This window comes from Leptospira sanjuanensis (assembly GCF_022267375.1).
Lineage (GTDB): Bacteria > Spirochaetota > Leptospiria > Leptospirales > Leptospiraceae > Leptospira > Leptospira sanjuanensis.
Genome location: NZ_JAIZBH010000001.1, coordinates 215,399 through 235,347, shown reverse-complemented (window position 1 = coordinate 235,347; position 19,949 = coordinate 215,399). Strand labels below are relative to the sequence as shown.

At 44.2% G+C, this 19,949-nt stretch carries 25 protein-coding genes; 15 read left to right on the top strand and 10 right to left on the bottom strand.

Annotated features, from left to right (window positions below):
• Positions 1 to 79: 79 nt before the first annotated feature.
• On the top strand, positions 80 to 1,378 hold the full coding sequence (gene murA, locus LFX17_RS01150) for a UDP-N-acetylglucosamine 1-carboxyvinyltransferase (RefSeq protein WP_238728466.1): 1,299 nt from the start codon (positions 80 to 82) through the stop codon (positions 1,376 to 1,378).
• Positions 1,375 to 2,070 carry a 4Fe-4S dicluster domain-containing protein gene (locus tag LFX17_RS01145; RefSeq protein WP_238744645.1) on the top strand — a complete coding sequence of 232 codons (696 nt, stop codon included), beginning with the start codon at positions 1,375 to 1,377 and terminating at the stop codon, positions 2,068 to 2,070. The genes murA and LFX17_RS01145 overlap by 4 nt, the downstream gene beginning before the upstream one ends.
• 29 nt (positions 2,071 to 2,099) lie before the next feature.
• On the opposite strand, the gene LFX17_RS01140 is transcribed toward LFX17_RS01145, so the two are convergent.
• The 5 genes from LFX17_RS01140 to LFX17_RS01120 are packed head-to-tail and all read right to left on the bottom strand — an operon-like array spanning position 2,100 to position 4,911.
• Positions 2,100 to 2,585, bottom strand: coding sequence for a hypothetical protein (locus LFX17_RS01140; RefSeq protein ID WP_238728464.1), 486 nt, complete (start codon positions 2,583 to 2,585; stop codon positions 2,100 to 2,102).
• A gap of 17 nt (positions 2,586 to 2,602) precedes the next feature.
• Positions 2,603 to 2,944, bottom strand: coding sequence for an LIC13255 family lipoprotein (locus LFX17_RS01135; RefSeq protein ID WP_238744644.1), 342 nt, complete (start codon positions 2,942 to 2,944; stop codon positions 2,603 to 2,605).
• Positions 2,945 to 2,994: 50 nt separating this feature from the next.
• The gene (locus LFX17_RS01130) at positions 2,995 to 3,582 is read right to left on the bottom strand and encodes an NDR1/HIN1-like protein (RefSeq protein ID WP_238728462.1); all 588 of its coding nucleotides are present in this window, start codon (positions 3,580 to 3,582) and stop codon (positions 2,995 to 2,997) included.
• Positions 3,566 to 4,588 (bottom strand): zinc-binding dehydrogenase, encoded by a 1,023-nt coding sequence (locus LFX17_RS01125; RefSeq protein WP_238728461.1) that lies wholly within the window; start codon positions 4,586 to 4,588, stop codon positions 3,566 to 3,568. The genes LFX17_RS01130 and LFX17_RS01125 overlap by 17 nt, the downstream gene beginning before the upstream one ends.
• Entirely contained in the window at positions 4,585 to 4,911 is a 327-nt protein-coding gene (locus LFX17_RS01120) for a (2Fe-2S) ferredoxin domain-containing protein (RefSeq protein WP_135572588.1), read from the bottom strand. Before LFX17_RS01120 ends, LFX17_RS01125 begins: the two co-directional genes overlap by 4 nt.
• A gap of 264 nt (positions 4,912 to 5,175) precedes the next feature.
• Between LFX17_RS01120 and LFX17_RS01115 the strand changes: the two genes are divergently transcribed.
• Genes LFX17_RS01115 through LFX17_RS01105 form a run of 3 tightly spaced genes read left to right on the top strand, consistent with a single transcriptional unit; the run spans position 5,176 to position 7,872 of the window.
• Entirely contained in the window at positions 5,176 to 5,643 is a 468-nt protein-coding gene (locus LFX17_RS01115; protein WP_238744643.1) for an LIC13259/LIC11441 family protein, read from the top strand.
• Between the two features lie 6 nt (positions 5,644 to 5,649).
• Entirely contained in the window at positions 5,650 to 6,606 is a 957-nt protein-coding gene (locus LFX17_RS01110; protein WP_238744642.1) for a hypothetical protein, read from the top strand.
• A gap of 18 nt (positions 6,607 to 6,624) precedes the next feature.
• A complete protein-coding gene (locus LFX17_RS01105; RefSeq protein WP_238744641.1) occupies positions 6,625 to 7,872 on the top strand; it encodes an acyltransferase family protein in 1,248 nt (415 codons plus the stop codon).
• A 44-nt stretch (positions 7,873 to 7,916) separates the two neighbouring features.
• Here LFX17_RS01105 and LFX17_RS01100 read toward each other — a convergent pair whose 3' ends face one another.
• Genes LFX17_RS01100 through LFX17_RS01090 form a run of 3 tightly spaced genes read right to left on the bottom strand, consistent with a single transcriptional unit; the run spans position 7,917 to position 10,402 of the window.
• On the bottom strand, positions 7,917 to 8,414 hold the full coding sequence (locus LFX17_RS01100; protein ID WP_238744640.1) for a DinB family protein: 498 nt from the start codon (positions 8,412 to 8,414) through the stop codon (positions 7,917 to 7,919).
• 9 nt (positions 8,415 to 8,423) lie between these two features.
• Positions 8,424 to 9,623 (bottom strand): aminotransferase-like domain-containing protein, encoded by a 1,200-nt coding sequence (locus LFX17_RS01095; protein ID WP_238744639.1) that lies wholly within the window; start codon positions 9,621 to 9,623, stop codon positions 8,424 to 8,426.
• Positions 9,620 to 10,402: a PhzF family phenazine biosynthesis protein gene (locus LFX17_RS01090; RefSeq protein ID WP_238744638.1), complete on the bottom strand. Its 783-nt coding sequence runs from the start codon at positions 10,400 to 10,402 to the stop codon at positions 9,620 to 9,622. The genes LFX17_RS01095 and LFX17_RS01090 overlap by 4 nt, the downstream gene beginning before the upstream one ends.
• Before the next feature lie 68 nt (positions 10,403 to 10,470).
• Between LFX17_RS01090 and LFX17_RS01085 the strand changes: the two genes are divergently transcribed.
• Positions 10,471 to 11,910: an aminotransferase-like domain-containing protein gene (locus LFX17_RS01085; RefSeq protein ID WP_238744637.1), complete on the top strand. Its 1,440-nt coding sequence runs from the start codon at positions 10,471 to 10,473 to the stop codon at positions 11,908 to 11,910.
• A 58-nt stretch (positions 11,911 to 11,968) separates the two neighbouring features.
• Here the strand turns inward: LFX17_RS01085 and purF are convergent, their stop codons facing one another.
• The gene (gene purF / locus LFX17_RS01080; protein WP_238728453.1) at positions 11,969 to 13,441 is read right to left on the bottom strand and encodes an amidophosphoribosyltransferase; all 1,473 of its coding nucleotides are present in this window, start codon (positions 13,439 to 13,441) and stop codon (positions 11,969 to 11,971) included.
• Positions 13,442 to 13,482: 41 nt separating this feature from the next.
• Between purF and LFX17_RS01075 the strand changes: the two genes are divergently transcribed.
• From LFX17_RS01075 to LFX17_RS01045, 7 genes are all read left to right on the top strand, one after another.
• Entirely contained in the window at positions 13,483 to 14,649 is a 1,167-nt protein-coding gene (locus tag LFX17_RS01075; RefSeq protein WP_238728452.1) for a ribonuclease D, read from the top strand.
• 33 nt (positions 14,650 to 14,682) lie between these two features.
• Positions 14,683 to 15,354 (top strand): NUDIX hydrolase, encoded by a 672-nt coding sequence (locus tag LFX17_RS01070; protein WP_238728451.1) that lies wholly within the window; start codon positions 14,683 to 14,685, stop codon positions 15,352 to 15,354.
• Positions 15,355 to 15,645: 291 nt separating this feature from the next.
• On the top strand, positions 15,646 to 15,819 hold the full coding sequence (locus LFX17_RS01065; protein WP_238728450.1) for an LIMLP_16695 family PerRB-regulated protein: 174 nt from the start codon (positions 15,646 to 15,648) through the stop codon (positions 15,817 to 15,819).
• Positions 15,816 to 16,214, top strand: a complete 399-nt coding sequence (locus LFX17_RS01060; RefSeq protein ID WP_118954305.1) for a hypothetical protein — start codon at positions 15,816 to 15,818, stop codon at positions 16,212 to 16,214. Before LFX17_RS01065 ends, LFX17_RS01060 begins: the two co-directional genes overlap by 4 nt.
• Positions 16,211 to 16,810 carry an RNA polymerase sigma factor gene (locus tag LFX17_RS01055; protein ID WP_238728449.1) on the top strand — a complete coding sequence of 200 codons (600 nt, stop codon included), beginning with the start codon at positions 16,211 to 16,213 and terminating at the stop codon, positions 16,808 to 16,810. The genes LFX17_RS01060 and LFX17_RS01055 overlap by 4 nt, the downstream gene beginning before the upstream one ends.
• Positions 16,794 to 17,192 carry a hypothetical protein gene (locus tag LFX17_RS01050; protein ID WP_238728448.1) on the top strand — a complete coding sequence of 133 codons (399 nt, stop codon included), beginning with the start codon at positions 16,794 to 16,796 and terminating at the stop codon, positions 17,190 to 17,192. Before LFX17_RS01055 ends, LFX17_RS01050 begins: the two co-directional genes overlap by 17 nt.
• On the top strand, positions 17,189 to 17,635 hold the full coding sequence (locus tag LFX17_RS01045; RefSeq protein ID WP_238744636.1) for a hypothetical protein: 447 nt from the start codon (positions 17,189 to 17,191) through the stop codon (positions 17,633 to 17,635). Before LFX17_RS01050 ends, LFX17_RS01045 begins: the two co-directional genes overlap by 4 nt.
• Before the next feature lie 17 nt (positions 17,636 to 17,652).
• On the opposite strand, the gene LFX17_RS20840 is transcribed toward LFX17_RS01045, so the two are convergent.
• Positions 17,653 to 17,844 carry a hypothetical protein gene (locus LFX17_RS20840; RefSeq protein ID WP_319941260.1) on the bottom strand — a complete coding sequence of 64 codons (192 nt, stop codon included), beginning with the start codon at positions 17,842 to 17,844 and terminating at the stop codon, positions 17,653 to 17,655.
• A gap of 5 nt (positions 17,845 to 17,849) precedes the next feature.
• Between LFX17_RS20840 and LFX17_RS01040 the strand changes: the two genes are divergently transcribed.
• Both LFX17_RS01040 and LFX17_RS01035 read left to right on the top strand, forming a co-directional pair.
• Complete coding sequence (locus tag LFX17_RS01040; protein WP_002724505.1) at positions 17,850 to 18,554, top strand: response regulator; 705 nt, start codon at positions 17,850 to 17,852, stop codon at positions 18,552 to 18,554.
• The gene (locus tag LFX17_RS01035; protein WP_118954309.1) at positions 18,544 to 19,935 is read left to right on the top strand and encodes a HAMP domain-containing sensor histidine kinase; all 1,392 of its coding nucleotides are present in this window, start codon (positions 18,544 to 18,546) and stop codon (positions 19,933 to 19,935) included. The genes LFX17_RS01040 and LFX17_RS01035 overlap by 11 nt, the downstream gene beginning before the upstream one ends.
• Positions 19,936 to 19,949: the final 14 nt, after the last annotated feature.

Sequence of the window (19,949 nt, the reverse complement as noted above, 5' to 3'; positions counted from 1 at the left end):
TCAAGAACGGTCGTTCCGATTCGAGGCGATCGATTACAATTCGATTTGCCAGAAAGAACCGATCCTACAACCTATCATTATGAGTTCTTCGTATTTTAAGATCATTGGAAAGACCCCTCTTCATGGAACCGTGGTTCCACAGGGAAATAAAAACGAGGCCTTGCCCTTACTCGGAGCCGTTTGTATGGTTCCCGGAACGGTCCGCATCAGCAACATTCCGGTCATTGCCGACGTTTTGATGTTAATGGAAGTTCTACGTCATTTGGGCATGGAGATCACCGAAGAAGAACCGGGAACTTATATCTTTAAACACGACGGAAATCTGAAAAACCAACTTCCCGAAGAACTCTGCTCCCGAATCCGCGGAGCCGTTACGTTGGCCGGTCCGATTCTCGCGATGACGGGAAGAGTGTTTCTTCCCAAACCCGGAGGGGATAAAATCGGAAGAAGAAGATTGGATACCCACCTTCTCGCATTACAAGCGTTAGGCGCAACGATAGAAGTTTTCCCGGACGGTTACGAAATCAAAGCGGATCGCTTGCGTGGAACGGACATTCTCATGGATGAAGCTTCCGTTACCGGAACCGAAAACGCGGTAATGGCCGCCGTATTCGCCGAAGGTACGACCATTCTCCGTCATGCGGCGAGCGAACCGCACGTTCAAAGACTTTGTCATTTTTTAAATGCCGCGGGAGCTAAGATCTCCGGAATCGGTTCCAACATTCTTACGATTGAAGGCGTTTCTTCTTTAAAACCTCCCGCCAAAGATCATAAGATCGGATCGGATTATCTAGAAGTGGGTTCGTTTATCAGTTTGGCCGCCGTAACCGGCGGAGAACTCATGATCCGCGACGTGGAGCTCGAAGATATACGTATGATTCGCATGGTCTATTCCCGTTTAGGAATCGAAGTGCGTCCTCATGAAAACGGAATTCTCGTTCCATCGGATCAGAAGATGGAGATCATCCCCGATTATCACGGAGCCACTCCGAAGATAGACGATTCTCCGTGGCCGGGTTTTCCTGCGGACATGACTTCCGTCGCGCTTGTGACCGCGACCCAATGCAAAGGAACCGTTTTGATCCACGAGAAAATGTTTGAGTCGAGACTCTTCTTCGTGGATAATATCATAGCGATGGGAGCGCAGATCATTCTTTGCGATCCGCATCGAGCGATCGTCATCGGACATTCCCGTTTGTATGGACAAAAGGTCGCAAGTCCCGATATACGCGCGGGTATGGCGATGATCATCGCCGCACTTTGCGCGGAAGGGACGAGTTATATTCATAACATCGGACAGATCGATCGAGGATTCGAAAACATCGATACGCGTTTAAGAGCCTTAGGCGCGAGAATCGAAAGAGTTAGGGAAGATTGAATCGGAAGGATTTTTTTAAAAAGGGCCTCGCGAGAATGTTCGACCTCGCTCAAGAAAGCGCGGCGGATCTCGCTTCCGGTTTTAAAGAAATCATTTCCGAAGAACAAGTTTCCGCCTCGAAATCGGCGCGGCCAGGATCCAATCCAACCGAATCGACTTCTAAAAAAACAAAAACGAAGAAGTCGTCCCAAGAAACCGAGTTTCTTCTTCCGCAACAAGTCAAACCGAATCGAAAACGTAGAATCCGAAACATTCAATCTCCGCCCGGTGCGTTAGCCGAAACCGAATTCTTAAAAAAATGCACCGGATGCGGTGATTGTATTTATGCCTGTCCTTACAGCGTTTTGTTTCCGGTCTTTGACGAGAAATCGGAAAAACATATTCCGAGAATGGACGTCAACCTCAACGCTTGTATGCTTTGTAAGGATTGGCCTTGTATCAACGCTTGCAAAGACGAAGCGCTTTTACCTTTGGACGCTCCGCCTAAGTTCGGTCAGGCGAAAGGAATTTTCGAATTTTGCATCAATTCCAAAACGGGAGAATCGACTTGTTCGAACTGCAAAGCCGCTTGTCCCGTGGATGGAGTCGTGAGTTTTAAAGGGAACAAACCTTCTTTTTCAAAGGCTTGTACGGGCTGCGGTCAATGTGTTACCGCTTGTCCAACGTTTCCAAGGGCGATTCGAGTTCAGTGAATCCGAAGAACGGGTCGATTTCTCATCCATCAATAACCTAAATTCTTTCGGATCTTTTCGGGGATGTCTTCGAAATGTTTGTATTTATGTTTTTTGCCGTCCGGAAAGATCACGTAGTAAACTCCGTTTAAAATCTCCATGTAATATTTTCCCGCTTTCTTTTCGCCGGTGGCTCGGTGATCCATTTCTTTCACCATTCTTTGATAACGCGAAGGAAGAGTTTGCCAAGAACCGTAGACTTCGATTTCACCGCCGGTATTCACGGTGTAAATTCCGTTCTCATGCATGATCTTGATTCCGTTGTAATCGAATACTTCGAGGACGTTCGTCTTTTGAGTTTTGTTTTCTTTCGGTTCGATTCGATTGAGAGAAGAATTTAAATCGTCTTTCGGCAAAGAATATTTAACGATCGAGTTGTGAGCCGTTTTTTCTTTTCTTCGTACCAGAAGCAGAAACAGATAAATCAAACCCGCAAGCAAAAGACTGATGACAAAAAACCATTCCGCGGGTTTCATTTTCTTTCCTCACATCCTCAATAACGAAACTCGATCGCCTTACAAGTCGCGGGCGTTGAATCCGTGCTCGTGGAAGCCCAGGATTGACAGCTGACAGCGAGAACCGCGTTTACGCAAAGATCGATGTCCTTTTTGCGAGAACGCCCAGGCACAAAGGCGGTGATTCTACGGTTCGTGTTGCAGGTCACGTCCTTGGATTCGTATGCAAAGATGAGTTTCGTGTTGGCTTCTTCGAACGTATAAAAATCCGCGTCCGTATTCTTTTGATAACATCCGATGAAAAAAATGAAACCGAAAAGAAAAAATCCGAACCGGCAATTTTTTAAAAACCGGTTTTGTATCGATGGGAATCGGGCCATAATTGCCATTCTTAGCAAAGGGAGAATCAAATCAAACCTCAAAGAATTCCTCAGATTCCCAACCCGCCTTTCTTACCCGTCTTCAAGGGAATTCTTTCGTTCACGGGGATTTGAACCGGTCCGAACATCGTCTCGTATTCGAAACTACCGCGGATCGAAATGTCGAGTTCCTTTCCGGAAAGACCGGCCCGCAGAATTCCTAAGGCGATTTGTAAAAGATCCCGATCCATCTTTTTTTCAAACAACGTTTCGACTTGAAGATCGACCGTCTTTTTCTGAAGCGCGGGAATCACGAATTTTTCGTTGGAAAGAACCCGAGCCAGCTCGGATTCTTTTCCGGTTTGATCGGGAACGTAAAAGGAAAGATCAAATTTGTGAAGCGTCACATCCGTTTCGTTCGGATTTTCGATTTCAACCTTCGCCAAAAAAATGATTTTCGGAACGGGTGGAAACGAAATCAGTTCGGCCCTTAGGATTTCCATCGACAAAACTTGGAACCTGCATTTCTGAAGGGCTTTGTAATTGTCTTTTAAAGCAGAACAGGAATGGAACCAAATCGTAAACCCGAATAGAAGTACGAATCCGATCCGAAGTCCGGAGAAGCGCAGCATCTTCAAAGGATCACTTGCCTTCCGCATACGGAGTTTGGATCAAAACTTTTCCCTTGGTCATATTGACCGCGTAGTGATCGATCGCCTCCGCCGCTTTTTCCAACGGAAATCTTGCAGCGATATCGGTCTTCAATTCCTTCTTTGCAAGCGCACGAAGTTCTCTCGAAAGTTTCCAGATCTTAAACGGACTTTGTTGCGGAACCCAAGTGGATAGCCAAAAACCTTCCAGCTTCTTATCCTGAAATATCATCAATCCTGCATGTAACGGAATTTCTTTTTCGGACAAAGCTCCGTATACGATTACTCTGCTTCCGTAAGGCATCGCTCCTAAAACCCGGGCAGTCAATTCTCCCGCAACTGCATCCAGACAAACCGTGGCCTTGAGTTCGTTGGAAAGAACTCTGAGTTGTCTTTCGAAGTTGGAAGTTTCCGAATTGAGAATGTGTTCGGCTCCGACAGCCTTCAACGCCGCTTCCTGTTCCGGTTTGCGGACGACGTTGATCACTTTCATTCCTTTACGAGCGGCGATTCCAACGACCATCTTTCCCAGCGCGCTCGCGGCCGCCGTTTGAACCAACGCTTTCGCTCCCGCTCTTTGCGCCTGCTCCACCATTGCGATCGCGGTGATCGGATTCACATACAGACAGGCTCCTTGTTCCAAGGAAAGGTCGTTGCCGATCGCAAGACAACTGAACGCGTCCGTGATCATATATTCCGCGTAGACGCCGTCCCCTCTTCCCGGCGCGGTGCATGCGACATTCTTCCCTTTCAGATACGAGCCGTACCAACCTCCTCCCGAAGCGACGACCGTTCCGCTTCCTTCGAAACCGGGAACGACGGGAAGTTTCTTTTTGATTCCGTAAAGACCTCTTAAAAACATCAAGTCGGAAGGATTGATCGAAGCGGAATGCATTCGAATCAGCACTTCTCCTTTTTTCAAAGGGCGGATCGTTTTTTCCACGATCACCGCTCTGCTCTTGTTCTCGCTGTATTCTTTTAACTCTAACGCCTTGTATGTTTTTGGGAGGTTCATTGGTTTTCCTTTAAGATTAAATGTTGGATCTTTTCGAGTTCTTCGGATTGAATATAATACTTTAAGAATATATCAATGTCTTCTTCGGTTCTTAAGGAGAACCATCTTCCTTCGGGATAACTCACTTGAACGGGACCGAGTTCGCATCGATCCAAACATCCCGCCCTTTGAATTCTGATTTTGCCTTCCACGGACAGGTCTTTCATCTTTTTTTTGAGAGAAGCTAACAGCTGAATCGAACCCGAGCGACCGCAGGAAACCCGTTCCCCTTCCGCTCTTACGTTCTCGCATACAAAAACGTGTTTCGTGTAAAAGTTCGACATGGATGAGAAACCTCGATTTTCTTTTTCAGTAGAATCCAACGCCCGGTCGATTGTGCAACCGTTAATACGGATCGCTTTAACCAAAAAGGGGTATGATATCTTGTCATTCTGGTCGGTTTCGAAACGAATTGTTCGCTTTCAAAGCTTGGAGCTAACGTTGAATACGAGCATTTTTTAAATTTTAAACGATTCCTTACTTTACACCAAGGTTTTTTCTTAAATCATAGACTTAAACTTTGTACACATTTTTCGGAGATTCGTAAAATGCGGAAAATTCTAATCTTATCCGTCGGTATCCTCGTTTTTTTATCCGTTTGTAAAAAACCGCAACCTGTTATTACCGAACCGGAAAAAGACGCACTACAACAAATCCTCGTAGAAAACGAAACCATTCACGGTTTTCTAATGAAGGAAGAAAATAAAATTCCGAACACGGAAAAGTTAGTCGCTCGTATACTCGACTTAATCGCGTTAAACGGAGGTCTAAAAGATTCCGCGGAAAAGATGGCAAATTCTTTGAAGAACAAGGACTCGAAAGACGTCGAAAAATTCTTCCAAGCATATTCTTCCTTTTCCGAAAACCTCGCGGAGAGTCTAAAACTTGCCGGCGGAACCGGCGTTTTCAATAAGTTCTATTGTCCGATGGTGAACAAAACCTGGGTCAGTCACGGAACTAAAATCGAAAATCCGTACGCGCCCGAAATGAGAGACTGTGGGGACTTAGTTCCCTAACAATAAGTGGAAGTAATCCTGGATAAAGAAGTAAAGACCCGCTGTAAAATCGGTATCTCGCTGGGAGAACCGTGTCCTGCCAATTGCAGACAAAATCTGATCCCGAATGATTGGAGCCGCGAAATCAGGGAATCCTGTATCGCAGGCGAGAAGATGAACGCGTTCGCGGAAGGAAAGGCGGGAATTAACGTCGGCGCGTCCGCGTTCTTACAAGCGCACCCTCTCGTATTGGAGGAATTCATCTCCAAGGGAGAAGTTTATTTCGAAGTACTTCGATATTTTCTCGCGATCATCGAACCGCAAAAAATCAAAGAAGTCATCGAAGCGTTCAGCAACAAACTTCTTTATAAAATCATAATACACGAATACAACATATTCCAACAAACCGAAGACGAGCGAAGACGTCTTAAAAAAACGGCTTCGTTCATGGATTTAAAATCGAACGAATATTGGACTTCTTTGACTCCTCAGCGGGTTTGCAGCTTTATCGCGTATTGTCTTCAGGAAGCGAAGGACCCGGAGTTCGCCTCGCAATTTTTAACCGTTCTTCCTCCCGAAGCCGTTTCCGATCTGAGAAACCTCGCGGGTTTGAACTTGGAAGAAGAGAAGGAACTTTATCTTTCGCTCAAAGACGGAATCTACGAACTGCCGATTCGAAGCCCGGGAATTTATCGGCATATTCTTACCTTGTTTGAAGACGATCCGGAGATCTTTTTGATCCTTTCCACCATGGAGGATCTCGTTTCCAGAAAACAACAGATCATCGAATCCTCTCACGTGATTCTGGAAAAATACAGATCGGGAAAACTCAACCACCAATCCTTATTTGCGGATCTTTCCGTTTTGGAACCGGAAATCACGATGGAAATCCTGGGAATTTTCGAAGAGAAGGGAATTATCGGACGTTCCGAAAAAAACCTCATCAAAGAACTTCTTTCCAAACAAAAACATTCCAAAAACTAAAAAACGGTTCAAGCCGAGATGTTCCGTAAAATCCGTCTTTATTTGTTTTCTCCGTTTATCAAAAGCGAAAACGAGATACAGTCTTTAAACGGAATCCGCGCGATCGCAATTTTGCTGGTAATCGTGTATCACGTTTGGCTTCCATTCGGTGTAGCGGGTTTCCCCGAAATTTTGCGGAACGTTTTTTCGAATTTCAATTCGGGCGTGGATTTATTTTTCGTTCTCAGCGGCTTTTTGATATATTCAAGAATTCTAAAATACCAAACCGATCCGGCGGCTTTTTCCAAACGAAACTTCTTTTTGGCGCGTTCCTTACGGATTTTCCCGGCCTATTATTTTTGTCTGTTCGTTCTATACTTGTATTTTCAAGGTCAACACGATCGTTTATCCGCTATCGCAATTCCGAATGAATTGCAGACCGCAGAATTGAATCAACTCTCGGCGATTCTACGGAGCTGGTATGCGGACTTGTTCTATATTTCAAATTACACGAAACATCGTCTTTCTTTAGTCGGTTGGTCTTTGTCCATTGAAGAACAGTTTTATCTGATTCTTCCGTTCTTTTCCACGTTCTTTTTATTTCGATTCGGGATTAGGGTAAGAATTCCGATTCTATCGATTCTCTATTTCGTTCCCCTTCTGTTTCGAATCGTGTATGTTCTGAACGATGCCGATCTTACCGTATTGATCTATTCCCATACCCGGATGGACAGCCTTTTGATCGGGATGATTCTCGCTGAGTGGAAAACAACAACGGATGTATCTTTGGAAAATAGGACATCGTCAAACAACGATAAAACAACCATCCTCGGCGGCTCGATGCAAATTCCGTTTATAAGAAAACGGTTTTCGGAACCGGTTTTATTCCTTTTCGCAATCGGTATATTAGCGATCGGTCATATTTATCCGCTGGAACACGGGTTTCGAAAAACATTCGGATATAATTGTTTCAATGCCGGCTACGCGGTTTTGATTTATCTTTCCTTACAAAAGGAAAGTCTGATTGCGCGCGTATTCGGACTCGGATTCTTTCGACCGATCGCGAGGCTCAGTTATACGATGTATCTCTGGAACATTTTGATCGCAGGTATTGCGGTTTCCAAAATTCTTTCCGGAATTACACAACCCGGACCGAACGATTTTGCAACGGCGATTGGAACGGCGATTCTTTATTGTTTTGCCGTTTCCTGGGTTTTGTATCTCGTCGTAGAAAGACCGTTTTTAATTTTGAAGGAAAGAATTCTCCCCAAAAACGAAACTCGTTAAACCGACATTCCAAATGAGGCGTATCGATCCGCACTTCCATTTTCTTATACGCTCCCCATCCAAGCCAGATCCGTAACGCCCACATCGAAACCCATTTGCGTCAAAAGGGTCGTGATCTGTCCTCTATGATGCGTTTGATGATTGAAAAGATGAGCGACCAAAATCCAAGTCGGTTTTTCCAGCTCCCTTTGATACATAAGGCTGAAAAATTTATACGGAGAATTCAGCCAATCCGATTGAATCGTCTTTGTCCATTCGATGATCCGCGTATCGTAATCCTTACGAGTCCGAGTCAATTCCTCAAAACTCGTAAAAAGGTCCGAACCCGCGGGACCTTTCGGAAGAGGTTCGTTGTGAAATCGAGCCATCCAAGACATGTCCACCCAAAGGATATGATTGAGAGTCGAATGGATCGATTTAAAGAACGCGTGTCGATCCTCCTTTCTCTGTGAATCGGATAACTTTAGACAAACGTTATATACTTTTTCGTTCATCCATCGATTGTACTCGGCCATCAGTCCGCAGTATTCCGGAGTCAACATACGATTCTCCTAAACTTGGATTTTTGAAATCTTTCGGATCGATTCGGAAATTCTTACAATTCCGGTTTCGATCGCCTCCAAGGAAGAATGCGAAAAATTGATTCTCATCGTATCCGTTTCGGGATCATTCGTATAAAACGGGATTCCGGGAACGAAAGCCACATTGTTTGCGATTGCGGATTCGAACAACTCCATCGACGAAATAAAACCTTTCAGTTTCAGCCAGAAAAACATTCCGCCTTGAGGCGAAACCCATTCCGCAAAACCGCTCATCGATCTACGCAGAGATGCTTCCATACATTCTTTCTTGATACGATAAGAAGAACGCGTTTTTACGATTTGTAAATCCAAATCGTAAAGATTCAAATATTCGTCCAAAACGATTTGTGAAAGAAGATTCGAATGAAGATCGCTCGCCTGTTTCGCGATTAAAATCTTATCAATTATTTGTTTCGGAGCGCAGATCCAACCTACTCGAAAACCGGGTGTCAAGATTTTGGAAAAAGTGCCGAGACTGATCGTTCCTTCCGGATACAAGGATTGAATGCTGGGAAGATTCTCCGAATCGAAACGGATTTCTCCGTAAGGATTATCCTCGACCAAAATGGAATTTTGCGATTTTAGAATCTCCGCAAGAAGTTTTCTTTTTTCAAGAGGAATGGTTTTTCCGGTCGGATTTTGAAACGTCGGATTTGAATACAAAAACTTAGGAACGGTAGTTGCAAATGATCGCTTCAAAAATTCGAGATCCATTCCGTCTTCTTCCAGCGGGATTCCGACCAAGGAAGGTTCGTACAAAGAAAATGCCTGGATCGCTCCCAAATAACCCGGACGTTCGATAAAGATCGGATCTCCCGGATTGATCAGAACCTTTCCGATCAAATCCAAAGCCTGCTGGGAACCGGTCGTTATCAGAATGTTTTCCGAACTCAAAGGATAGTTTATGTTTTTGTAATATCTTTCGAAAATCTTCTCTCGGAGCGGAGTGAATCCTTCGGAAATTCCGTATTGAAGAAGATCCGAACCGTATTTTCGAAACGCGCTTTCCGTTGATAAGCGAAGTTCTTCCACGGGAAACAAAGAAGGATCGGGATGTCCCCCCGCAAACGAAATCATTCCCGGATGAGAAGTCGCTTTCAAGATCTCGCGGATAAACGACCGGCTCGATTTTAGAATCCGATCCGAAAAATAAAACTGCTCCCGATTCATATCTCGATCCAACCTTCCAAATACGATACGCAGGTTCCTCCGATTCGAACGCGTTCGCCCAAATTCTCGCAAAAAAGTTTTCCTCCTCTGCGCGAAGCCTGATACGCTTGGAGACTCTTTTTGCCGAGACGTTCGGACCAAAACGGAATGAGCGTGCAATGGGAAGAACCGGTAACCGGATCTTCTGCTAAGCCGATGCTCGCGGAAAAAAATCGGGATAAAAAGTCGAATTCACCCGAACCAGGACAGGTTAGAATGACGCCTAACGCGTCCATATTTCTTAATCCCTGAATGTCGCATTGAACTTCTCTAAGTTGGGTTTCGTTTTCATAGACGAGCATATAATCCCGCGCTTTCCAAACTTCCTTAGGTCGAATCGAAAACGAATTCAGCACTATTTCCGGCGCCTCAACAAGCGCCGGTTTTCGGGAAGGGAAATCGAGATAAAGAACATTCTCTTTTTTGAATACGTTTAATTCTCCCGATAGGGATTGAAAACGAATCCGATCGCCCGTAAACCCGCCTTCGTCAAATAGATAAAACGCGGTCGCGAGCGTAGCGTGTCCGCAAAGATCGACTTCTCGAAGCGGTGTAAACCAACGAATACGATACGATTCTCCTTCTCGAACGAAGAATACGGTTTCGCTCAGATTATTCTCCATCGCGATCTTTTGCATCCGTTCGTCCGAAATCCATTCCTGCAAAGGACAAACCGCGGCGGGATTTCCCTGAAAGACTTTTTGTGCAAAGGCGTCGATCTGAAGAATTCTAAGTTTCATAAAAAATGATTTCCTTCCTGAAGTAATCCTGTTATAACAAATTTACAACAATCATAACAGATACAGAAATGAGCATTTTAACCAGTACAGATCAAAATTCAAAATACGAAACGATCGCGGAAAACCTCAAAACCATGCTTGAATCGGGGGTTTTGCGAGCGGGGGACAAACTTCCTTCTTTGCGGAAAATTTCGCAGGAAAAAAAAGTGAGCATTTCGACGGTCCTGCTCGCATACGAACTTTTGGAAAACGAAGGTTATATCGAATCCAAGCCGAAATCGGGTTATGTGGTTCTCGCAAGAAAGGGAACTTCGAAACTTCCCACCATGCCCAAAAAGCCGAAGCTCGTTTCCTCTTTCGGAATCGACGAAAGAATTTCCTCGCTCATTGATTCATTACAAAATCCTGATATTCTTCCTTTGGGAACGGGAATTCCGGAAAAGGAATATCTTCCGATTCCTTCTTTGCATAAGAATCTAAAAAAGGCGATCTTGATGGCGGACAGCCACAACTATCAAAATTCTCAAGGATACGTCGGACTCAGAAAACAGTTGTCTCTTCGTTCTTCTTTACAAGGAGTTTCTACGCACGAATCCGAAATCATCGTAACGAACGGATGTCAGGATGCGCTCAACCTCTGTATCAAGGTTCTTACAAAACCGGGCGATCTGATCGCGGTCGAATCTCCCGTTTATTTCGGAATTTTGCAAAGCATTCAAAGGCAGGGAAGAAAACTTTTGGAAATCCCGGTCGATCCGCTCTCCGGTATGAGCCTTTCGCATTTCGAGGAGGCGCTAAATCGTTATCCCATCCAATGCGTAATCCTCAATCCGAATTTTCAAAACCCTACGGGAAGTCTTGTTTCCAACGAGAATAAAAAGGCGTTCGTCGATTTATGTTCGAGCAAAAATATTCCGATCATCGAGGACGATATTTATGGAGATTTGTATTTTAATTCTTCGCGTCCTCTTTCCTTAAAGTCCTTCGATAAAAAAGAAAACGTATATAAGATTTCTTCGTATTCAAAGATCATATCGCCCGATCTCCGAATCGGATGGATCTTACCGGGAAAGAAGGGGCACGAACTTCAAAAAGAAATCAAACTTTCGAGACTCGCTCTCTCGAGTATTCCCCAAATCGCCTTAAGCGAATATTTGAAAACCTCATACGAAAGAAACTTAAAGATGCTGCGTAGGAATCTTTCTTCCAATCTTGCTAAAATCCGAGAATCGGTTTTAAAACATTTTCCGGAATCTACCTCGATTTCCAACCCACAAGGCGGTCTCGTATTTTGGATCGAACTGCCGGATAAGATCGATAGCCTTCTTCTACAGAACGAAGCTTGGAAACACAACATTTCGGTCGCACCCGGTCCGATCTTTTCGGGCACAGGGAACTTCAGAAACTTTTTGCGTTTGAGCGGAGGAATCAAACTTACCCCGAAGGTGGAAGAGAAAATCAAGACGTTAGGAAAACTGGCTTCTCAACTGAAGAATTCTTTGTCTTGAAAAACGAAAGGTTTCGACATTCTCCGTTTCAGCGCTTTCCGATTCCGGTAAGGCCGTTTTAATAAACGGCCCTTTCTTCCACTTGATATTCTTTGAATAAACTCTTTTGATTTCCGACTTCGCTTTGGAACTCCACCGGATATTGAGCCGTAAAACAAGCGTTGCAGAATCCTCCGCCCTTGTGATCCAAAACCGCGCGGTTCATGGACTCGACGGAAAGATAGGCGATGCTATCGACTCTTAGGTATTTGCGGATTTCTTCAATAGTGTGCGTTGCGGCGATCAGTTCGTTGTGGGTCGGAATATCGATTCCGTAATAGCAAGGGGATATGGTCGGAGGTGCGGAAACTCGGAGATGGATTTCTTTGGCGCCCGCGTTTCGGATCATCTTGATGATCTTTCGACTCGTAGTCCCTCTCATGATGGAATCGTCGACCACGATCACTCGTTTTCCTTCGACGACGTTTCGAACCACGTTGTATTTGATCTTGGCTCCGAAATCTCGGATCTTTTGATCCGGTTCGATGAACGTTCTTCCGATATAATGAGATCGAATCAATCCGGATTGATAGGAAATTCCGGATTCTTCCGCATAACCTAAAGCTGCGATGCTCGCAGAATCGGGAACCGGAATTACAACGTCCGCTTCCACAGGCAATTCTCTGGCTAAGAATCTTCCTAAATTCTTACGAACCTTGTAAACCGATTCGCCGAAGATGTTGGAATCAGGTCTTGCAAAATAGATGTATTCGAAGATACAAAGACTTGGGGTCGCTTTCGGAAACGGATAATAAGAATTCACTCCGTTCTTATCGACGACGATCATCTCACCCGGTTCCACATCCCTTTCGTATTTCGTATCGGTGATGTCGAAGGCGCAGGTTTCGGACGCAAATACGATTGATCCGTCTTCCCTACGCCCCATCACCAAGGGACGGAATCCGTTCGGATCGCGCACTGCAATCAACTGGGATTTGGTAAGAATGACAAGCGAATACGCCCCTCTTACTTTTTTGAGAGCGGACGAAAGCGCGGAGAGAAAATCGGATTCTCCCGAACGGGCCATAAGGTGAACGATCACTTCCGAGTCGATCGTGGTTTGGAAAATGCTTCCTTCTTTTTCGAGCTGGCTTCTGAGCTCCCAAGAATTGACCAAATTTCCATTGTGGGCCAGAGAAACGGCTCCGAGATGGGATTCGACCCGAAGAGGTTGTGCGTTTCTTAAAAAGCTGGCGCCGGTCGTGGAATAACGATTGTGACCGATGGCCGAATTGCCCTGAAGTTCCTTGAGTTTGGTTTCGGTGAAAATATTGGCGACCAGCCCCATTCCGGCGTAGCGATAGAGGTGTTCCCCGTCTGAGGAGACGATCCCGCTGGATTCCTGGCCCCGATGCTGCATCGAGTAAAGACCTAAATACGTGAAATTCGACGCTTCCGATGAATTAAAAATACCAAAAATCGCGCATTCATCTTTTGGTTTGTCATCCTGGGCTTGTCTTCTTACTCTGGATTTATCGGGAATTCGACTCATTCTCTGCCTTCTTAAGCTTAAAATCTCAGGTCGCGTTTTTCATGCAAATAAATTCCGACTACATAGTCGTAGATACAATTCGAAGCCTACAACTCGTTCTCATTAATTTGAGCCAGGCGGACTCTATCTCCATCGATACGGAGTCCTCCGGTTATTATACGTATTTTTCCAAGGTCTGTCTGATTCAAATTTCGGCTAAGGGAAAAAATTACATCATCGATCCGTTGAAGCTACAAAACTTAGATGGTCTCGGAAGTTTATTCGAAGATAAAAAAATTCTAAAAATCTTCCATTCCGCCATCGATGATATCAAAGCCCTGAAAAAGGATTTCGGTTTTACGTTCGTAAATATCGCCGATACTGGATTCAGTTCGCGTCTTTTGGATCACGATCAATATTCTCTTACATACCTCGTCGATTATTATCATAAAATTAAGCTTTCCAAGAAGGAGCAGAAGTCTAACTGGGAAAAGCGGCCGTTGGAAAAAAGCCAACTTCAATACGCAGCTTTGGATACGGTTTATTTAGAAACGATTTGGGAAAAGATGAAGGAAGAACTCACAAAGAGAAGCCTCTTTGAGGAAGCTCTTTCCGAGTTCGAAAAAATCGCATCCGAAGAACCCGGTTCCGAAGGAAATTCCATTTCAATGGACAAGTTCCCGGATATTTTGGAATACAGCGCGGACGAAAGAAGATTCATCTACGATACGCTCGTGTTTCGGGACGATAAATCGAGAAAGTTGAATAAGGCGCCGTTTCGAGTCTTTAACAACGAAAAAGTGGTCCAGCTCGTAAAGTCGAGAAGGGACATGTCCAAGTTAACCGAAATTCTCGGGAAGAAGGACGCGGAAACACTGTTTCAAATTTATGCGAATCCGAGCGGACCTCCGATTCAAAAATCGGAATTGTTTAAAAAACCTGGCGAGAATCTGACGAACGAAGAGGGAGAACGTTTTAAACGTTTGAGAATCTGGAGAGAAACGATCATGTCGATTCGGAGAATGAGTCATCAGATGATGCCTTCGAATAAGATGATCGCGGAACTCGCGCAGAGAAATCCGAAGACGCTCGACGAACTCAGGGAGATGAATCTTTTCTCGGAATGGAAAGTGGTTCACTACGGACCTTCGATCCTGGCCGCCTTGGAAAACGTTCCATACGAATCGAATATCAAAGGATTGATTCCGATTAACAAAAAATTCGAATAAAGGAATATTCAAAATTCTGAATGCAGGTAAAGAATGAGATTTGATTTTCAGTCGCTCAAAACCCAGCTTGCAGTTCCTCAGGAAAGTTTTACCGGAATTCCGACCCCGCCGATTGGAGAGGAAAAATCAAGGGCCTCGTCCGTTATTCTTCCCATATACGAAAACCCGGATTCTACTCAGGGAATCATCCTACAAAAAAGAAATTCCAATCTGAAAGCGCATCCGGGGCAAATTGCGTTTCCCGGCGGTGCGCATTCCAAACGAGACAAGAATCTTTTGGATACGGCCCTTCGCGAATGGGAAGAGGAAATGGGAGAATCCAGTTCCGTTCTCGAAGTTCTCGGGGAATATCACGGACTTTTTACGCATACAGGATTTCATATTTCTCCCTTTATCGCTCGATACGCCGGCTCATTTCGTTTTAACACGAATCCGGAAGAAGTAGAACGTTCTATCCTACTCGATTTGAATCGTTTGGAAACGGCTCCGTTTTATTCGATTCGAATTCGGAGATCCGGCGCAAGAGAAATCGAAATCTATTATTTCGATTTGGAAGAAGGATTACTCTGGGGGGCTACGGGAAGAATCATCGTAAACTTTTTGCGCGAATATGCCGGTTTTGAAAGACAACCGACTCAAGTGGAACCGAATTTAGGCAGCCCTCCTTTTTTTGATCCGGTTCGGAAATTCTCTAAAAAAAATTAAAAAGACATTTTTTTCTTCAGCTAGTTTGCCGTCTGAAAATTGTGGATACGATTCTGTCTCGTAGTCCGTGTCGACAGGAGCGAGGAAAGAATTCAAAGTGTCCAAACGAGACTTCGAACTTTTCAAAAGGATCGATAAATTATCGTGCGGATTCTTTCAAACTGCCGATATTTATATAAGACATAATAAAATAAAACGAAGAACCCAAAAGGTTAAGATGAGATACGAACAAAACTGTTTCAAACTCAGCAACGACCTTCTATGGGGCAGCGTTAAGGAGGTAAAACAACGATGAAGATGATTAAGAATCTATTTCAAACCGAAATACGCAATTCCTACCTAAAAGAAAGTTTTCAAGAAGAAGAATGGTATCAATCCTTGATCAACCGTCCCGGTATCGAAGAAAGAATTCCTTACTTCAAAACCAGAGCGGAAAATAAAAAAGTAACAGCCATTGTAAGATGAACCCTGAAGAAAAAGCAAAATTATTAGAAACGCTGGACTTGATTCTGAAACACCTTCAGAATCAAAGCTCCAACTCCGGATCCGACTACAAAGTGGTTCTTTATTTGGTTCCGATCTTCGGAATCGTATTCGGATGTTCCTTGCTGTTTTTCGTTTTTTATTGGTGGTATAGACAAAGGATAGAAATCATCAAAGCCGGACTTTACAAAAAGGAAAGCTTCGATCTTAGAACGTATTCTTTCTTTTTAGGTTTGATCCTGACCTTTGTCGGAATCGCGCTCTCCATCGGATTCATTTCCGTATTAGGTCAATCGCTTGCAATGCTCGGAGGACTTGTTCCGCTCGGAACCGGTTTAGGATTGCTCTGCTATTATAAATTCTCCCGATCTCGATGAGGGAAAACCTTCCCATTGTATGCAACCAGGAAGACTGGGACTGCATTCAAAAAGTATTACACGGCGATTTCAATTCGTTCGAATTGCTGATGAACCGTTATCAGGGATTGGTTTATTCCCAAGCGATCAAGGCCTTTCGTAACGAAACGGAGGCTGAAGATTTCACCCAGGACATATTTTTAAAGGCATTCGAAAGTTTATCCACGTTCCAAGGTAGATCCCAATTCTCCACTTGGTTGTTCGTAATCGCGAGAAACGAAATCATCCGAAGATACCGCCGAGAACACCCCGAGGTCGCCGGACTCGACGCGTTGATTCTCGCGGAAACCGAAAAAGATAAACAAAGAGAAATCTCTTCCGAACAGGAAGCAAAACTTCTCAAACAGGAAAGCTCCGAGAAGATCCGAAACCTTGTAGAAAGCCTTCCCGAACTCTATCGCAAACCGATTTCTCTCCATTACTTCGAGAATATGTCTTATAAAGAAATTTCAAAAAAATTAAACTTGAAAATGAACACTTTAAAGAGTTATATTTTCAGGGGCAAGGAAATCATGAGGGATTGGTTAAACAAGGAAGAGAATGAAAAACAAGAATAATTCCGTTCCCCATTCTCCCGAACCCGATTCGCTTCCGCCGGAACTCGAAGAAAAACTGCACTTTTTCGAAGAGGAAACCCTAAACACTCGGGAAAATACGCCTGTTCCGCCGGATTTAAAACGAAGAGTCATGCTCCATATCGTTCCCGTCCGTCACATTAAGATTATCTTATCCGGCCTTTTTCTACTCGGGTTTTCTCCGCTTACGGTTTTGTTTTTTTTGGATCTGGGATTTTTGATCGAAACGGGACTTCTCGCTTTCATTTTAGTGACGAGCAGCATTCTCTTTTGTGTTTTCGCAATTTTAGCCGGTATCTACCTTGTCCATTATAGAAATCCATACACCAAAGAATGGAAAAATAAATTAGGCTTTTTTGAATGAATAGAAAGAATATTAGAATTTCCTTTTTCTCTCTTTTGATTTTTTCCGCGCTCGCGTCGACGAACTCGCTTTTGGCGGATCAGACCTCTTCCGCTGCGGATAAAGAAACGAAACCGGTTATGGGTGCGAGAGAATATCTGAACGCCGACCTGGATCGCGTATTTCCGATCATTCAAAAAATGAAAAAGGACGAAGCGGCGATCTTAATCACTCAAATCAGGGAAGAATCCAAAAAAGAATGGCCTAATGCAGACAAGTTCTACTTTCTGATTTCCCATCTCGAAGGCATCAAAGCGATCGAAGAAGAACACGAACGACTGAGAAGCCTGAACGAAGTGTATCTAATCGGAACGTTATTGCTCTCGGGTTTTCTCGTCTTTTCGATTTTCCGTCAAAGAACCTTGATTCGCAAGATCAACGCCCAATTAGGTGATAAAGGGTAATCTTTGTTTTCTCTCTGTCATTTAACAAAACGCTGAAAATCGAATTTCTGTAGTTTGTAATTTTTTCGTATTCTAATTGTAACGAATTTCTGGAATATTAGGATTATAAACATTGCCCGGTCTAATGAGAAAGGATCTCGCGGTTTTCGGTTTTCTAAAAAAGGAAAATCGATTTGTAAAAAAACAGCGATAGATCGGGAAAAGAACAGGACTCATGAAAAACCAATCAGGGAACCCAGGGCAAAAAGTCCTCGTTGTTGACGACGAGGAGGATATCGCCGAGCTGATCCGATTCCACCTCGAAGAAAACGGCTATCAAGTCGACACATGCCAAAACGGGTTAGAAGTTCTCCCAAAACTCGAAAAGAACACACCGGATCTCGTAATTCTAGATTTGATGCTTCCGGGAATCGGCGGAATGGATCTATGCAAAAAGATCAAAGAAAAGTATTCCATGCCGATCATCATGGTTACCGCAAAATCCGGTGAGACCGAGGCGGTTCTCGGATTAGAACTCGGTGCGGACGACTATGTCCGTAAACCGTTCAGCACTCGCGAATTGATCGCTAGAGTTCGTTCCGTTTTAAGAAGAACCAAAGAAGGAGAGGAAGAGGAACAATTCGAAGGAAACATCACCATCGGAAACATCTTTCTCAACTTGAAAGCCCATAAGGCTTTTATCAACAATTCGGAAGTGGATTTAACCCTCATCGAATATAAGATTCTCAATCTCTTTATGACCAACCCGGGCGTGGCTTTTACAAGAGACAAATTATTGGACCGCGTTTGGGGAAAAGATATTTACGTTACCGACCGAGCTGTCGACGTAAATATCAAGAGACTGCGCGACAAACTCGGAGACGAAAAGGAAAGACTCGAGACGATACGCGGAATCGGCTATAGATTCAATGAGGCGTAGCTTATTTTCAAAACTCCTTCTTAGCAACTGGCTGCTTTTGCTTGTACTCCTCGTTGTTGCCGGCGCGGTACTTTTCGCGGAGAAGTTCATTCATCCCGATTTTAGAATTCTTCTTTTTTCCTTTTACGTTCTTTTTGCCATGTTCGGGACGTTCTACATGTCCTACTCGATCGCAAAGAGAGTCGCGGAACCTCTCGACAGAATCGAAAAGAAAACGAGCGACATCAACGCGGGAGATTTCGGTTCCGAGTTGGCTCTTTCGGACATTCGGGAACTCGCGGACTTAGCTTCTTCCATCAATCTCATGTCCAGTCGATTGAAGAATCAATTCGTGGATCTTACGATCGAAAAGGAAAAATTCGATTCCGTTTTACAAAATCTGAAAGAGGGTGTGTTTGCGATCGATCCGGAAAACGCCTCCATTCTTTTTCAAAATAAAAGTATTCCGGGTTCTTTGATCGAACCGAATTCAAGATCCAGAAAAGTAACGGACGCGACGCGAGATCCGAGACTTTTGGAATTCGTTTTAAATCATCTCAAAGGTCCGAGCGATTCCAAGATGGAACTCGATCTTGGACAGAATTTTTACACGATCAAGATGTATCCTCTGAAAACGAACGGTAAAACGCTGATGTATATCGGCGTGATCCGAAACATCACCGAAGAAAAACAATCGCATATCATTCGGGAACAATTCGTGCAGAACGCTTCTCACGAACTCAAAACTCCGATCACGTCCATAAAGGGATATACGGAAACGTTGCTCGATCGTTTACGCCTTTCACCGGAAAGTCACGAAAAACGATTTCTAGACGCGATTTCCAGAAACACGGATCGTATGGTGCGTATCGTCGAAGATATGCTGACCATCACACGAATCGAAAATCAAACAAAGATCGCGGGCGATGAAGAATTCTCCCTGAAATCTCTTGTGGAGAATCTGAGTTATACCGTGGAAGGGGTCGTTTCCTCCAAAGGTCAAAAGTTTGTCGTAGAGATGCCTGAACCTTTGATGATCGCCGCGGATTGGGTTCTTTTGGAACACATGCTCTTAAACTTGATCTCGAACGCGTCCTCTTATTCTCCCGAAGGAAAAACGATCACTCTGAAAATTCTTCCGGTAAAAACGGATCAGGTTCAGTTTCAAGTGATCGATCAGGGGATCGGAATTCAAGACGAGGACAAAAGCAGAATCTTTGAAAGATTTTTCCGAGTCGATAAGAACCGTTCCCGTAAAGAAGGCGGAACCGGTCTCGGTCTTTCCATCGTAAAACATATCGTGCGTCTTCACCACGGCTCCGTAAAGGTTTTCGACAACCCGGAAGGCGGGACGATTTTTGCGGTTACGATTCCGATTCGTTATCAAGCCGAAGTATCCTGAATTCTTCTTTCCGG